The following is a 13,359-nucleotide window of genomic DNA, read 5'->3' as shown; positions in this document are numbered from 1 at the left end:
TGGCAGATGTTGATAAGAAACAGCACGATGGTTCAGACCTCACTGACTCCGCTCGCCCCTCATCCGCCCTTCGGGCACCTTCTCCCGGAGGGAGAAGGGAAAGCCCACATCCTTTCTCCTTTCCGGTCATCGCATGTTCTTCAAAAACCTCACGCTTTTCCGCTTCCCCACCTCCGTTGATTTTTCCGAAGTCGATACCCTGCTGCCGCACGTGGTGCTCAAGCCGGTCGGCCCGCTGGAAATGACCTCGCGCGGCTTCATCTCGCCGTTCGGCCGCGAGGAGAAGGCGCAGTTCTCGCACCGCATCGGCGATGCGTTGTGGCTCACCGTCGGCGGCGAGGACAAGATCCTGCCCGGCGCGGTGGTCAACGACCTGCTGGCGCGCAAGCTCGAAGAGATCGAGGAGAAGGAAGGGCGCAAGCCCGGCGGCCGCGAGCGCAAGCGGATGAAGGACGACCTGCTGCACGAATTGCTGCCGCGCGCCTTCGTCAAGAGCTCGCGCACCGATGCCTTCCTCGACCTGCAGCACGGCTACGTCGCCGTGGACAGTTCCAGCCGCAAGACCGGCGAGAACGTGATGAGCGACATCCGCGGGCTGCTCGGCAGCTTCCCGGCGATGCCGCTGAACGCCGAGGTCGCGCCGCGCTCGATCCTGACCGCATGGATCGCCGGCGAGCCGCTGCCCGAGGGCCTGAGCCTGGGCGAAGAGTGCGAGATGAAGGACCCGGCCGAGGGCGGCGCGGTGGTCAAGTGCCAGCACCAGGAGCTGCGCTGTGACGAGATCGACAAGCACCTCGATGCCGGCAAGCAGGTCACCAAGCTGGCGCTGGTGTTCGAGGACAACCTCTCGTTCGTGCTCGGCGACGACCTGATCGTGCGCAAGCTCAAGTTCCTCGACGGCGCGCTGGACCAGCTCGAACACATCGACGAGGAAGGCCGCCGCGCCGAGCTGGACGCGCGCTTCGCGCTGCAGAGCGGAGAGATCCGCCGGCTGTTCCTGCTGCTGGAGCAGGCGTTCAAGCTGAGCAAGGCCGACAACTGAGCCAGCTGCTCGTAGGAGCGCACCTTGGCGCGCGATGAAGCTTTCCCGGCAACGCCCCATCGCGCACCAAGGTGCGCTCCTACAAGGTCTCCTGCGCCGTCGTATGCTGGTTGCATGACCTCCCTGTTCCGCCGCCTGCTACCCGCCCCCGCCGCGCCGTCGATCCAGCGCGACACGGTGCGATTACGGCTGGACGACGCCGAGATCGAGGTGCTGCGCGTGCGCGACCCGCGCGCGCGCCGGCTCAAGCTCAGCGTGGACGAGCGCGGCGCGCGGCTGACGATGCCGCCGCGGGCGAGCCTGGTAGCGGGCGAACGCTTCCTGCTGGAACACCGGCAATGGCTGCAGCAGCAACTGACACGGTTGCAGGGCGACCACCTGGCGCCGTCGCTGACGCTGCGTGAACCGGGCCTGCTGCCGCTGCGTGGCGAACTGCTGCCGCTGCGCTGGCAGGAAGGGCGCTTCGCCCGGGTCGAGGCCGATGCCGACGGCATCGTCGTCCAGTTGCCGGCAAGGGCCGGCGAGGCGGCGTTCCGGCGCGCCCTGCGCGAATTCCTCGAAGCGCGGATGCGCGCCGACGTCGGCCGCTGGCTGCCCGGCTACCTGCCGGGGCTGCCGCGCGCGCCGGCGCGGTTGCGGCTGAAGGTGATGTCCTCGCAATGGGGCTCGCTGGCGCCGGACGGCTCGCTGGCGCTGGACCTGGCACTGGCGCTGGCCCGTCCTTCGGCGTTCGAGTACGTGCTGGTCCACGAGCTGTGCCACCTGCTGCAGGCCAACCACTCGCCGGCGTTCTGGGCCGAGGTGGAAGCGCGTTTCCCGCAGTGGCGCGCCGAGCGCGACTACCTGCGCGCGGAAGGGCGCCGGCTCAAGGCGACCCTGCGGCAACTGCTGCCGTAGCTGCGGGGCTTGCCCCGCAGGGGGCCTTCCCGATGAAGCCGTGCCGGGCAAGCCCGGCACCTACGTGGAGGTGCCGGCCGTAGCTGCGGGGCTTGCCCCGCAGGGGCCTTCCCGATGAAGCCGTGCCGGGCGAGCCCGGCACCTACGCGACGTCTCCCGATGACAGGAACTTGCGGACAAGCGCCGCCACCGCCTCGGGCTGGTCCATGTGCAGGTGGTGGTGGCCTGGCAGGGTGTGCAGGCGGCCGCGGCGCAGCAGGGCGGCGCGCTGGCTGCGCTCCGGTTCGGGGAAATACGCCTGTGCCGGCGTGGCATAGATCACCTGCGCCGGGCACTCGATGGCGGCGACCACGTCGCGCACCTGCGGCTCGGTCATGCGCACCGCGGTCGGCAGCATCAGCCGCGGATCGCTGCACCAGCTCCAGCCGCCCGCGACCGGGCGCACGCCGCGTTCCACCAACAACCGCGCCGAGCTTTCGGACAGCTGGTTGGCCTGCATCCGCGCGCGCACCGGCGCGGCGAGGTCGGCGAACACGCGCAGCTGCTTGTCGCCCAGCGCCGCCAGCGCGGCCAGATGCGCGCGCAGCCGGGTGACGGTTTCGTCGGCCGGGGCGGCCAGCCCGCCGAGCGCCTCGATGCAGACCAGCGCCCGCACCCGCTGCGGCGCCACCGCGGCGGTCAGGCTGGCGATGGCCGCGCCCATCGAATGGCCGAGCAGCACGCAACGCGCCCAGCCCAGTGCGTCCATGATCGCCAGCGTCTGCGCGATCGCCTGCGGCATGGTGTAGGCGGCATCGGCGGGCAGGTGCCCGCTCAGGCCGTGGCCCGGCAGGTCGAGCAGCGCCCAGTCCAGCTCCGGCAACTGGCCGGCCAGCGGCAGGAAGCTGGCCGCGTTGTCCAGCCAGCCATGCAGGGCCAGTACCGGCAGCCCGCCGGGCGTGCCGGCGCGCAGCCCGGCCACGTGCAGTCCGCCGAGGTCCAGCGCGAACGCGGTGGTCATGCGTCCCGTGCCAGCGCGGCCAGTGCGAGGGCGTGCTCGGGGGCGTCGTTCAGGCAGGGGATGTAGCGCATCGTCGCGCCGTGCCGGGCCACGCTGGCGGTGAAGCCCAACGCCACTTCCTCCAGCGTTTCCAGGCAGTCGGTGGCGAAGCCGGGGCAGGCCACGTCGAGGGTCTTCGCGCCGCCCTCGGCCAGCGCCCACAGCGTCGGCTCGGCGTAGGGCTGCAGCCAGCGCTCGCGGCCGAAGCGCGACTGATAAGCCAACTGCCAGTCGCCCTCGCCCAGTTCCAGCGCGGCGGCGATCGCGCGCGCGCTGGCCTCGCAGCGCTGCGGGTAGGGGTCGCCGGCATCGGCCAGCCGCTGCGGGATGCCGTGGAAGGAGAACAGCAGCCGGTCGCCGCGGCCGTTGCGCTGCCAGTAACCGCGGATCGAATCGGCCACCGCCGCCACCCAGCGCGGGTCGTCGGCATAGTCATGGACCGTGCGCACTTCCACCTGCGGGTGGCGGGCCTGCCAGTCCCGCACCACGTCCTCGACCGAGGCGGTGGTGGTGGTCGAATACTGCGGGTACAGCGGCAGCACCACGATGCGCTCGACGCCTTCGCCGGCCAGCGCGTCCAAGGCCGGCCGCAGCGCCGGCTGGCCGTAGCGCATCGCATCGCGCACCCGCCAATGCGGCAGCTCGCGCTGCATCGCCTCGGCCAGGCGCCGGGTGTATACCGCCAGCGGCGAGCCTTCCGGCAGCCACACCTGCGCGTACTTGTGCGCCGAGCGGCCGCCGCGCAGCGGCAGGATCAGCCCGTGCAGCAGCGGCTTCCACAGCAGCGGCGGGATCGAAACCACGCGCGGGTCGCCGAGGAATTCGGCGAGGTAACGACGCACCGCCGGCGCGGTGGGTGTCTCGGGCGTGCCTAGGTTGACCGCGAGCAGCGCGGTGGTGGGTGCGTCGGACATGCGCGCATTCTCGCAGGTGCGGGCGACGGCGGCGACGCCGCGGTGGCGATCGCGACGATTCGTCGCGGCAATCGCCGGCCGGACCCGCTCACTGGCGATTCATCGCCGCGCTACTAATTTCGGGCACTTGCTTTATCTTTCCGTGCACCGACTTCTGGAGCCTGCCATGCGCCGCCTGCCGTGCCTCGTGTTGCTGTTGTCCGCCAGCCTGTTGTCCGCCAGCGCCGTGGCCGGGCCGCAGGAAGACCAGCGCGCCCGCAACGCCGTGCGCGTGCTCGGCGAGATCCAGGAGATCCCCGAGCAGGCCATCCCCGACAAGCTGCTCGACGAGGGCCGCGCGATCCTGGTCATCCCCGACACCATCAAGGCCGGGCTGGTGGTGGGCGGCCGCCGCGGCCACGGCCTGATGTCGGTCAAGGGCAGCGACGGCAGCTGGTCCAACCCGGTGTTCGTCAAGCTCACCGGCGGCAGCATCGGCTTCCAGGCCGGCGTGCAGTCCTCCGACGTGATCCTGGTGTTCCGCAATGACCGCAGCCTGGACAACATCGTCAACGGCAAGTTCACCCTCGGCGCCGACGCCGGCGTGGCCGCCGGCCCGGTCGGGCGCAGCGCCGCGGCAGCCACCGACGGCCAGCTCAAGGCCGAGATCTGGTCGTGGTCGCGCGCCCGCGGCCTGTTCGCCGGGGTGGCGCTGGACGGCGCGGTGCTGTCGATCGACGATGCCGCCAACCTCGACGCCTACGGCCAGGGCATCACCCCGCGGATGATCCTGGAGGGCCGGCTGACCACGGCGCCGTCGGCCGACGTGGTCGCCTTCCGCGACCGCCTGGAGGAATCCACCTACGCCGCGCGCGAGAAGCGCGGCACCCAGGGCGGCACGGTCGCCGCGTCGGCGCCGCGCGCGCAGCCGGTCACCGTGTCCGGCGAGCCGCAGCCGCAGGCCGGCAACGACGCGGTCACCCAGCCGCTGCAGGCGACCCCGGCCGAAAACGCGCCGCAGCAGGGCTTCCAGCCGGTGTCCGAGGGCGAGATCCGCACCGAGTCGCTGGACGACGGCAACTGACCTCCGGCAGGGCATTCATCGAGGCGGGGTGGGTTATGCTCACCGGCCTCCTACTGGATAACGCGAGCGGATCATGGGCAGTTTCAGCATCTGGCACTGGTTGATCGTGCTGGTCATCGTCGTGCTGGTGTTCGGCACCAAGCGGCTGACGAGCGGTGCCAAGGATCTGGGCAATGCGGTCAAGGAGTTCAAGAAGGGCATGCGCGAGGACGACAAGCCCGCCGCGCAGCTGGGCGACGAGTCGCGCGGCGCCGACAAGAGCCGCGACACGCAGGCCGAGCACGACCGCGAAGCGCGCTGACCCCGGGGTTCGGGCGTGTTTGACATCGGTTTCGGCGAGCTGCTGCTGATCGCGGTGGTGGCATTGGTGGTACTGGGCCCGGAGCGCCTGCCCAAGGCGGCGCGCTTCGCCGGGCTGTGGGTACGCCGCGCCCGCAACCAGTGGGATTCGGTGAAACAGGAGCTGGAGCGCGAGCTGCATGCCGAAGAGCTCAAGCGCAACCTGGATGCCGTGCGCCAGTCGATGCGGCAGGCCGAGCAGGAAATGCGCGACGGTACCCGGCAGGTGCAGCAGCAGGCCGAGGCGCTGCGCCACGATGTCGAAGCAATCGAAGGGCCCGGCGGCGAAGCGGCGCCGGCAGGCGAGGCGGCGGCCGGCGTTCCCGATGAAGCCGCGGCCGCGGCACCGCAGGCGGAAGCGCAGGCACCGGCCGCCCCGTCCACCGCAGGGGAGCGGACGCCGTGAGCGATGCCGGCCCGGGTGAGAGCCCGCTGATCGAACACCTGATCGAACTGCGCGCGCGGCTGATGCGCGGCCTGCTGGGGTTGGGCATGGTGCTGCTGGCGCTGCTGCCGTTCTCGCGCGCGCTCTACAGCCACCTGGCCACACCGTTGATCTCGCAGTTGCCCGACGGGCAGTCGATGATCGCCACCAACCCGGCCGGCGCGTTCTTCGCCCCGCTCAAGCTGACCTTCTTCACCGCGCTGTTCATCGCGGTGCCGTGGCTGCTGTACCAGGCGTGGGCGTTCGTCGCGCCCGGCCTGTACGCGCGCGAGAAGCGGCTGGCGCTGCCGCTGCTGGCCTCGGCGGTGACGCTGTTCTACGTCGGCTGCGCGTTCGCCTACTTCCTGGTGCTGCCGGCGGTGTTCCACTTCCTGACCACGTTCCGCCCGGACGTCATCGCCATCACCCCGGACGCCGGCGCCTACCTGGATTTCGTGCTGGCGATCTTCTTCGCCTTCGGCGCCAGCTTCGAGCTGCCGGTGGCGATGGTGATCCTGGTGCTGCTGGGCTGGGTGTCGCCGCAGCAACTGCGCGAAGGCCGCGGCTACGCCATCGTCGGCATCTTCGTGGTGGCCGCGGTGCTGACCCCGCCGGACGTGGTGTCGCAGCTGATGCTGGCGATCCCGATGTGCTTCCTCTATGAACTGGGCATCCAGGCCGCGCGCTGGCTGGTGCCGCGCAAGCAACCCGCGTCGGAACCGTAGATGCGGGGCTCGCCCCGCATGGGGCTTTCCCGGTGAAGCCCCGTGCCGGGCAAGCCCGGCACCTACGGCTGGTGAGCCGGCGGTTCCGGAGTCGTGATTGGTGGGCGCCGACCGTTGGCCGGCACCCACTGCGGGTCGATCAGGCCTCGAACACGTGCCCGGCAGCCGGCGGCGGCACCGGCCGCCCGCGGTGCGCGAACATCTGCTTCCACGCCGCGTACACCGAGCCGACGTACAGCGGCATGATCACCGTGGTCATCGCCAGCTGCATCACCAGCGCCGCCGCGCCGGGGCCGGCCAGCAGCAGCGCCACCTGCATCAGCACCATCACCACGAAGTAGATGCACAGCGTGGCGATCATGCCCAGCACCATGAACACCGCCATCGCGCGGAAGTTCTCGACGCAGCCCTGCAGGCTCATGCGCAGCGCGTGCAGGCCGCTGTGGCGGTCGAACATCACCAGCGCCGGCTGGGTGAACATGGCCATGCTCAGCGCGATGAAGGTGACCAGGCCGATCAGCACCCACAGCGCGATGCGCTTGACCGGGATGCCGGCCACCAGCGCCAGCGCTTCCTCCTGGCTGACCTGCTGGCCCGACTGCTGCAGTTGCTGCATCTTCACCATGACCTCGCTGAAGGCGCCGAAGCCCTCGCGGCCGATCAGCGAGAACAGCAGCGTGCCCAGCAGCAGCACGGCGATGAACTGCACCGCCAGCGGCACCAGCAGGTGCGAGACGCGGCGGTCGCGGATGGGCTGCAGCAGGTGCGCGGGCAGCGCCGGGCGGCCCTGGTCGATTTCGCTCACCGCCCACAGCATGCCGCCGAACATCAGCGGCCCGACCGCGAACGACAGCAACTGCACGGCCAGCCCCAGCCAGCCCGGCAGCGCCTGCGCCAGCAGCAGGATCAGGGTGGTGACCAGCATCCACGCCACGCCGAGCATGGCCAGTTGCAGCGGCGCGCGACGGAACAGGGAAAACGCGTCCAGCAGCCACTGCGCGCCGGCAGCGGCCGGCACCTTGCGAATATCGCTCATTGCAATTCCGAAACGGGGAGGTTGCCGGCACGGCCGCCGGCGCGCGCGGATTATCGCCCGAAAGGCGAGGGGCGTAGTGAAGAGGCGCCAGCGGCCGGTGTAGGTGCGGGGCTTGCCCCGCATGGGGCATTACCGGCAACGCCCCGGTGCGGGGCAGGCCCCGCGCCTACGTGGAATCATCCGGCGTGGCCGCGGGCGTGGCGCACGAAGCGGCGCAGCAGTTGCCGGGCCTGCGGCGCGGCGGTGACCTGCCGGGCCACGCTGCGCGCGCAGCCGCCGTGACGGGCAATGCAGTCGGCGCGGGCGCGCACGTAGCCGCGCATGTGGTGGGTGGCGAACTCGGGGTGGAACTGCATGCCCCAGGCGTTCTCGCCCCAGCGGAAGGCATGGCACTGGTCCTGCGCCGAGCGCGCCAGCACGGTGGCGCCTTCCGGCGCGCGCAGCACGGTCTGCAGGTGGGTGGCCTGCGCCGGGAAGCTGGCCGGCAGGCCGGCGAACAGCGGGTCGGCGTGGGCGGCCGGGTCGAGGTCGAGGCGGATGGTGCCGGATTCGCGCCCGGCCGGGTTGTAGTCCACCTGCCCACCCAGCGCATGCGCCAGCAGCTGATGGCCATAGCAGATGCCCAGCAGCGGCATGCCGGCGTGGGCGGCCTCGCGCAGCCAGCCGGCGCTGCGCTCGCTCCACTCTGCGCGGTCGGTGACGAATGCGGCCGAGCCAGTAATGATCGTGGCGGCGTAGCCCTCGCGCGACGGCAGGGTTTCACCGTGCTCGACGTTGACCGTGACCGTCTCGGCTTCTTCCAGCCCGGCGGCCACGCGGATCCAGTGCGGGAAGCGGCCGTAGCGGCGCAGGGTCGGGAACGGTTGCCCGGTTTCGACGATCAGGAACGGCAGGGGCTTCATTCCGTGGGAGGCAGGACTGACAGGACTTCCTCGATTGTAGTCAGCCCGGCCGCCACCTTTTCAAGCCCGGCGCGGCGCAGCGTGCGCAGCCCTTCGCCACGCGCGGCACGGTGGAAACCGGCCAGGTCCATGTCGGCGGTGATCCGCGCACGCAGCGTCGGCCCAAGCGGCAGTAGCTCGTACAGGCCGACGCGGCCCATGTAGCCGGTGCGCCGGCATTCCAGGCAACCCACCGGCGCACAGGCGTGGATGGCATCAGGTAATGCCTCATCGGCATCACGCAGCGGCGCCCAATCGACGTCGTCGGGCACGTCGGCGCGCTTGCAGTGCGGGCACAGGGTACGCACCAGCCGCTGCGCCAGCACGCCGTTGACGGTGGAGGCGATCAGGTAGTGCGGCACGCCGAGGTCGAGCAGGCGGGTGATCGCCGAGGGCGCGTCGTTGGTGTGCAGGGTGGACAGCACCAGGTGGCCGGTGAGCGCGGCCTGCACCGCCATCTGCGCGGTTTCCAGGTCGCGGATCTCGCCGATCATGATGATGTCCGGGTCCTGCCGCAGCAGGGTGCGCACGCCGGCGGCGAAGTCCAGGTCGATGTTGGCCTGCACCTGCATCTGGTTGAACTCGGGCGCGATCATCTCGATCGGGTCCTCCACCGTGCACACGTTCACGTCCGGCGTGGCCAACCGCTTGAGCGTGGAATACAGGGTGGTGGTCTTGCCCGAGCCGGTCGGGCCGGTGACCAGCACGATGCCGTGCGGGCGCGTGGTCAGCTCGTTCCATCCGGCCGCTTCCTCGGGGCTGAAGCCGAGCTGCTCGATGCTCTTGAACGCCGCGTCCGGGTCGAAGATGCGCATCACGCACTTCTCGCCGAACGCGGTGGGCATCGTCGAAAGCCGCATTTCCACCTCGCGCCCGCCCGGCGAGCGGGTCTTGATGCGCCCGTCCTGCGGCCGCCGGCGCTCGGCCAGGTCCATGCGCCCCAGCACCTTGATGCGGCTGACCACGGCGGTCATCACCGCCGGCGGCAGCTCGAACACCTTGTGCAGCACGCCGTCGATGCGGAAGCGTACCCGGCCCATGTCGCGGCGCGGCTCCAGGTGGATGTCGCTGGCGCGCTGCTCGTAGGCGTACTGCAGCAGCCAGTCGACGATGCTGACCACGTGGTGGTCGTCGGCGTTGACGTCGCCGGCGCGGCCCAGTTCCACCAGCTGCTCGAAGCTGGGCAGGGTGCCGTTGCCTTCGCCGCGCACGTCGCCGCGCGCGCCGCGCACCGAGCGGGTGACGCCGAAGAACTCCATCGAGTAGCGGTGCAGGTCCAGCGGGTTGACCAGCACGACGTCGATCCGGCGCCGCGCCAGGTGCTGCAGGTCCGGCACCCAGTCGCGCGCCAGCGGCTCGCTGGTGGCGACCAGCACGCGCTCGGCGTCCACCGCCAGCGGCAGGATACGGTGGCGGCGCGCGTAGGCGTGCGATACCACCGCAGTGGCGCCGGCCACGTCGACCCGGGTGGGGTCGATGCGCAGGTAGCGGGTGTCGGTGCGCGCGGCCAGCCATTCGGTCAGCCGCTCCAGCCCCAGCTCGCCGGAAGCCGGCGGCGCGGCGGCCAGCTTGAGGTTGGCCAGCAGCACCAGCGGGTGCACCTCGCTGGCGTTGCGCGCGCCCTGCGCGGAGAAGCGGATGCGTTCCTGGTCGTGCGCGGCCACCAGCCCGTCGCCCAGCAGCGCCGCGGCGACGTTGGAAAACTGCAGCCGGCCCGGGGCGATGGCTACCGGGACGGGCGGGCTGGGGGCGCTGTGCGCGGCCTGCTGTTCCACCTGAAACTCCTTGCTGGCGCGGCCGCCATGTGGTCGCTCGCTATACTAGCGCACCCCTCCGTACGGCCCAGGCAGCATGTCCGCGACTCCCACCGTTCCGATCACTTTCCAGGGCCTGATCCAGACCCTCAACGACTACTGGGCGAAGCAGGGCTGCGTGCTGATCCAGCCGCTGGACCTGGAAGTGGGCGCCGGCACCTTCCACCCGGCCACCTTCCTGCGTTCGATCGGCCCGGAAAGCTGGAACGCCGCCTACGTGCAGCCTTCGCGCCGCCCCACCGACGGCCGCTACGGCGAGAACCCCAACCGCCTGCAGCGCTACTACCAGTACCAGGTGGCGATGAAGCCGAGCCCGGACAACATCCAGCAGCTGTATCTGGATTCGCTCAAGGCGCTGGGCATCGACCCGCTGGTGCACGACCTGCGCTTCGTCGAGGACAACTGGGAATCGCCGACCCTCGGTGCATGGGGGCTGGGCTGGGAAGTCTGGCTCAACGGCATGGAAGTGACCCAGTTCACCTACTTCCAGCAGGCCGGCGGCCTGGAGTGCAAGCCGGTGCTGGGCGAAATCACCTACGGCCTGGAACGCCTGTGCATGTACCTGCAGAACTGCGACAACGTCTATGACCTGGTCTGGACCTACGGCCCGGACGGCACCCCGGTTACCTACGGCGACGTCTACCACCAGAACGAGGTGGAGCAGAGCACCTACAACTTCGAGCATGCCGACATGGCCGAGATGTTTCACCGCTTCGACGCCTGCGAGGCCGAGGCGCAGAAGCTGGTCGAGGCCGGCCTGCCGCTGCCGGCCTACGAGCAGGTGTGCAAGGCCAGCCATTCGTTCAACCTGCTCGACGCCCGCCGCGCCATCTCGGTGACCGAGCGCCAGCGCTACATCCTGCGCGTGCGCGCGCTGGCGCAGGCGGTCGCCAAGCTGTACGAGGCCAAGCGCCTCGAAGCGGTGGCCGCCAAGGAGGTGCAGGCATGAGCATGCAGCCGCTGCTGATCGAACTGGGCGTTGAGGAGTTGCCGGTCAAGGCGCTGCCGGGCCTGGCACAGGCGTTTTTCGATGGCGTGATTGATGGATTGGCCAAGCGCGGTATCGCTTTCGAGCGTGGCGACGCCAAGCCGCTTTCGACGCCGCGCCGCCTCGCCGTGCTGCTGCCGGGCGTGGAAACCGAGCAGCCCGAACAGCATTCGGAAGTGTTCGGCCCCTATCTGAACATCGCGCTGGATGCCAACGGCGAGCCGACCAAGGCGCTGGCCGGCTTCGCCGCCAAGGCCGGCATCGACTGGACGCAGCTGGAGCGCACCACCGACGCCAAGGGCGAGCGCTTCGTGCTGCGCTCGGTCACCCCGGGCGCGCGCACCGCCGAACTGCTGCAGGAGATCTTGCGCGAGGCCATCGCCGCGATGCCGATCCCCAAGCCGATGCGCTGGGGCGCGCACGAATACGGCTTCGCCCGCCCGGTGCATTGGCTGGTGCTGCTGCACGGCAAGGACGTGGTGCCGGCCGAACTGCTGGGTTTGAACTCCGACCGCATGAGCCGCGGCCACCGCTTCATGCACGACAAGCAGGTGTGGCTGAGCCAGCCGGGCGACTACGTCGAATCGCTGCAGGCGGCCTGCGTGATCGTCGATGCCGACGCCCGCCGCGAGCGCATCGTGCACGAGGTCAACGCCGCCGCGGCCAAGGCCGGCGGCGTGGCGCGCATCACCGACGACAACCTCGAACAGGTGGTCAACCTGGTCGAATGGCCGGCGGCGGTGCTGTGCAGCTTCGAGCGCGAATTCCTCGCCGTGCCGCAGGAAGCGCTGGTCGAGACGATGGAGGTCAACCAGAAGTTCTTCCCGGTGCTCGATGGCGCCGGCAAGCTGACCGAGAAGTTCATCGGCATCGCCAACATCGAATCGAAGGACGTGGCCGAGGTCGCCAAGGGCTACGAGCGGGTGATCCGCCCGCGCTTCTCCGATGCCAAGTTCTTCTTCGACGAGGACCTCAAGCAGGGTCTGGTGGCGATGGGCGACGGCCTGAAAACCGTTACCTACCAGGCCAAGCTCGGCAGCGTCGCCGACAAGGTGCAGCGCGTGGGCGCGCTGGCGCAGGCCATCGCCCCGCAGGTCGGCGCCGACCCGGTGCAGGCCCGGCGCGCTGCCGAACTGGCGAAGAACGACCTGCAGTCGCGCATGGTGGGCGAATTCCCCGAATTGCAGGGCATCGCCGGCCGCCATTACGCCGTGGCCGGCGGCGAATCGCCCGCCGTCGCGCTGGCCATCGACGAGGCCTACCAGCCGCGCTTCGCCGCCGATGACATCGCCGCGTCGAACCTCGGCAAGGTGCTGGCGATTGCCGAGCGGCTGGACACGCTGGCCGGCGGTTTCGCCGCCGGGTTGAAGCCGACCGGCAACAAGGACCCGTTCGCGCTGCGACGCAATGCGTTGGGCTTGGCGCGGACGATCATCGAATCGGGCTTCGATCTCGACTTGCCAGTGTTGCTACATATGGCAGCCGAACGCGTGATGTTTTCAATGTCCGAGGTCGTGCTTAGGGACAAGGCGCGCATTGGCGAGGAAGCAAAGGCGCGGGGCGTTGAGGTTCCGGCAGGACACTCCAATGCTCGTTCGCTCACTGATACACGCTATACGGAAATCTACGACTTCATCTTGGATCGCTTGCGCGGCTATTACGCCGACAAGGGCGTCCCCGCCACCCACTTCAACGCCGTCGCCGAACTGAAGCCGGCCTCGCTGTACGACTTCGACCGCCGCATCGACGCCATCGGTACCTTCGCCCAGTTGCCGGAGGCCGAGGCACTGGCCGCGGCCAACAAGCGCATCCGCAACATCCTGCGCAAGGCCGAGGGCGTGATTCCGGGGCAGATCGACCCGTCGCTGCTGCGCGAACCGGCCGAGAGCGAACTGGCCGAAGCCGTCGCCGCCGCCATCGACGACACCAACGTCGCTTTGTCGCAAAAGGACTACGTGGCCGTGCTAGCGCGCTTGGCCCGCCTGCGCCCGCAGGTGGACGCCTTCTTCGACAAGGTGATGGTCAACGCCGACGACGCGGCCCTGCGCGGCAACCGCCTGGCCCTGCTGCGCACCCTCGGCGACCGCCTCGGCAGCGTTGCCGCCATCGAGCACCTGTCCAACTGACGGGGTTCCCG

General features: G+C 70.1%; 13 protein-coding genes. 8 read left to right on the top strand and 5 right to left on the bottom strand.

The window, feature by feature from the left end; genetic code table 11:
- The first annotated feature begins 133 nt into the window (after positions 1-133).
- Together ABB34_RS09550 and ABB34_RS09545 are read left to right on the top strand one after the other, a co-directional pair.
- The gene (locus ABB34_RS09550; protein WP_057641091.1) at positions 134-1,042 is read left to right on the top strand and encodes a recombination-associated protein RdgC; all 909 of its coding nucleotides are present in this window, start codon (positions 134-136) and stop codon (positions 1,040-1,042) included.
- Positions 1,043-1,156: 114 nt separating this feature from the next.
- Positions 1,157-1,939, top strand: a complete 783-nt coding sequence (locus ABB34_RS09545) for a M48 family metallopeptidase (RefSeq protein WP_057641090.1) — start codon at positions 1,157-1,159, stop codon at positions 1,937-1,939.
- Positions 1,940-2,081: 142 nt separating this feature from the next.
- Here ABB34_RS09545 and ABB34_RS09540 read toward each other — a convergent pair whose 3' ends face one another.
- Both ABB34_RS09540 and hemH read right to left on the bottom strand, forming a co-directional pair.
- Positions 2,082-2,939 carry an alpha/beta fold hydrolase gene (locus ABB34_RS09540; protein ID WP_057641089.1) on the bottom strand — a complete coding sequence of 286 codons (858 nt, stop codon included), beginning with the start codon at positions 2,937-2,939 and terminating at the stop codon, positions 2,082-2,084.
- On the bottom strand, positions 2,936-3,892 hold the full coding sequence (hemH, locus tag ABB34_RS09535; protein ID WP_057641088.1) for a ferrochelatase: 957 nt from the start codon (positions 3,890-3,892) through the stop codon (positions 2,936-2,938). Before hemH ends, ABB34_RS09540 begins: the two co-directional genes overlap by 4 nt.
- A 166-nt stretch (positions 3,893-4,058) precedes the next feature.
- On the opposite strand from hemH, the gene ABB34_RS09530 reads away from it, so the two are divergent.
- The 4 genes from ABB34_RS09530 (at position 4,059) to tatC (ending at position 6,443) form a co-directional block, all read left to right on the top strand.
- Positions 4,059-4,955: a lipid-binding SYLF domain-containing protein gene (locus ABB34_RS09530; RefSeq protein WP_057641087.1), complete on the top strand. Its 897-nt coding sequence runs from the start codon at positions 4,059-4,061 to the stop codon at positions 4,953-4,955.
- Between the two features lie 73 nt (positions 4,956-5,028).
- A complete protein-coding gene (tatA, locus tag ABB34_RS09525; protein WP_057641086.1) occupies positions 5,029-5,256 on the top strand; it encodes a Sec-independent protein translocase subunit TatA in 228 nt (75 codons plus the stop codon).
- Between the two features lie 15 nt (positions 5,257-5,271).
- On the top strand, positions 5,272-5,700 hold the full coding sequence (tatB, locus tag ABB34_RS09520; protein ID WP_083490147.1) for a Sec-independent protein translocase protein TatB: 429 nt from the start codon (positions 5,272-5,274) through the stop codon (positions 5,698-5,700).
- Positions 5,697-6,443 (top strand): twin-arginine translocase subunit TatC, encoded by a 747-nt coding sequence (tatC, locus tag ABB34_RS09515; protein WP_057641085.1) that lies wholly within the window; start codon positions 5,697-5,699, stop codon positions 6,441-6,443. Before tatB ends, tatC begins: the two co-directional genes overlap by 4 nt.
- A gap of 139 nt (positions 6,444-6,582) precedes the next feature.
- On the opposite strand, the gene ABB34_RS09510 is transcribed toward tatC, so the two are convergent.
- From ABB34_RS09510 to ABB34_RS09500, 3 genes are all read right to left on the bottom strand, one after another.
- Positions 6,583-7,479, bottom strand: coding sequence for a BPSS1780 family membrane protein (locus ABB34_RS09510; RefSeq protein ID WP_057641084.1), 897 nt, complete (start codon positions 7,477-7,479; stop codon positions 6,583-6,585).
- A gap of 176 nt (positions 7,480-7,655) precedes the next feature.
- Positions 7,656-8,381: a glutamine amidotransferase gene (locus tag ABB34_RS09505; RefSeq protein WP_057641083.1), complete on the bottom strand. Its 726-nt coding sequence runs from the start codon at positions 8,379-8,381 to the stop codon at positions 7,656-7,658.
- Positions 8,378-10,195: a GspE/PulE family protein gene (locus ABB34_RS09500; protein ID WP_057641082.1), complete on the bottom strand. Its 1,818-nt coding sequence runs from the start codon at positions 10,193-10,195 to the stop codon at positions 8,378-8,380. The genes ABB34_RS09505 and ABB34_RS09500 overlap by 4 nt, the downstream gene beginning before the upstream one ends.
- Before the next feature lie 76 nt (positions 10,196-10,271).
- Between ABB34_RS09500 and glyQ the strand changes: the two genes are divergently transcribed.
- Positions 10,272-11,183: a glycine--tRNA ligase subunit alpha gene (glyQ, locus tag ABB34_RS09495; RefSeq protein WP_057641081.1), complete on the top strand. Its 912-nt coding sequence runs from the start codon at positions 10,272-10,274 to the stop codon at positions 11,181-11,183.
- Positions 11,180-13,348 (top strand): glycine--tRNA ligase subunit beta, encoded by a 2,169-nt coding sequence (glyS, locus tag ABB34_RS09490; protein ID WP_057641080.1) that lies wholly within the window; start codon positions 11,180-11,182, stop codon positions 13,346-13,348. Before glyQ ends, glyS begins: the two co-directional genes overlap by 4 nt.
- The last annotated feature ends 11 nt before the right edge of the window (positions 13,349-13,359 follow it).

The sequence above is a fragment of the Stenotrophomonas daejeonensis genome, assembly GCF_001431505.1.
Taxonomy (GTDB): Bacteria; Pseudomonadota; Gammaproteobacteria; order Xanthomonadales; family Xanthomonadaceae; genus Stenotrophomonas; species Stenotrophomonas daejeonensis.
Note: the sequence above shows the minus strand (reverse complement) of the source record. Positions and strands in the feature narration are given on the sequence as shown.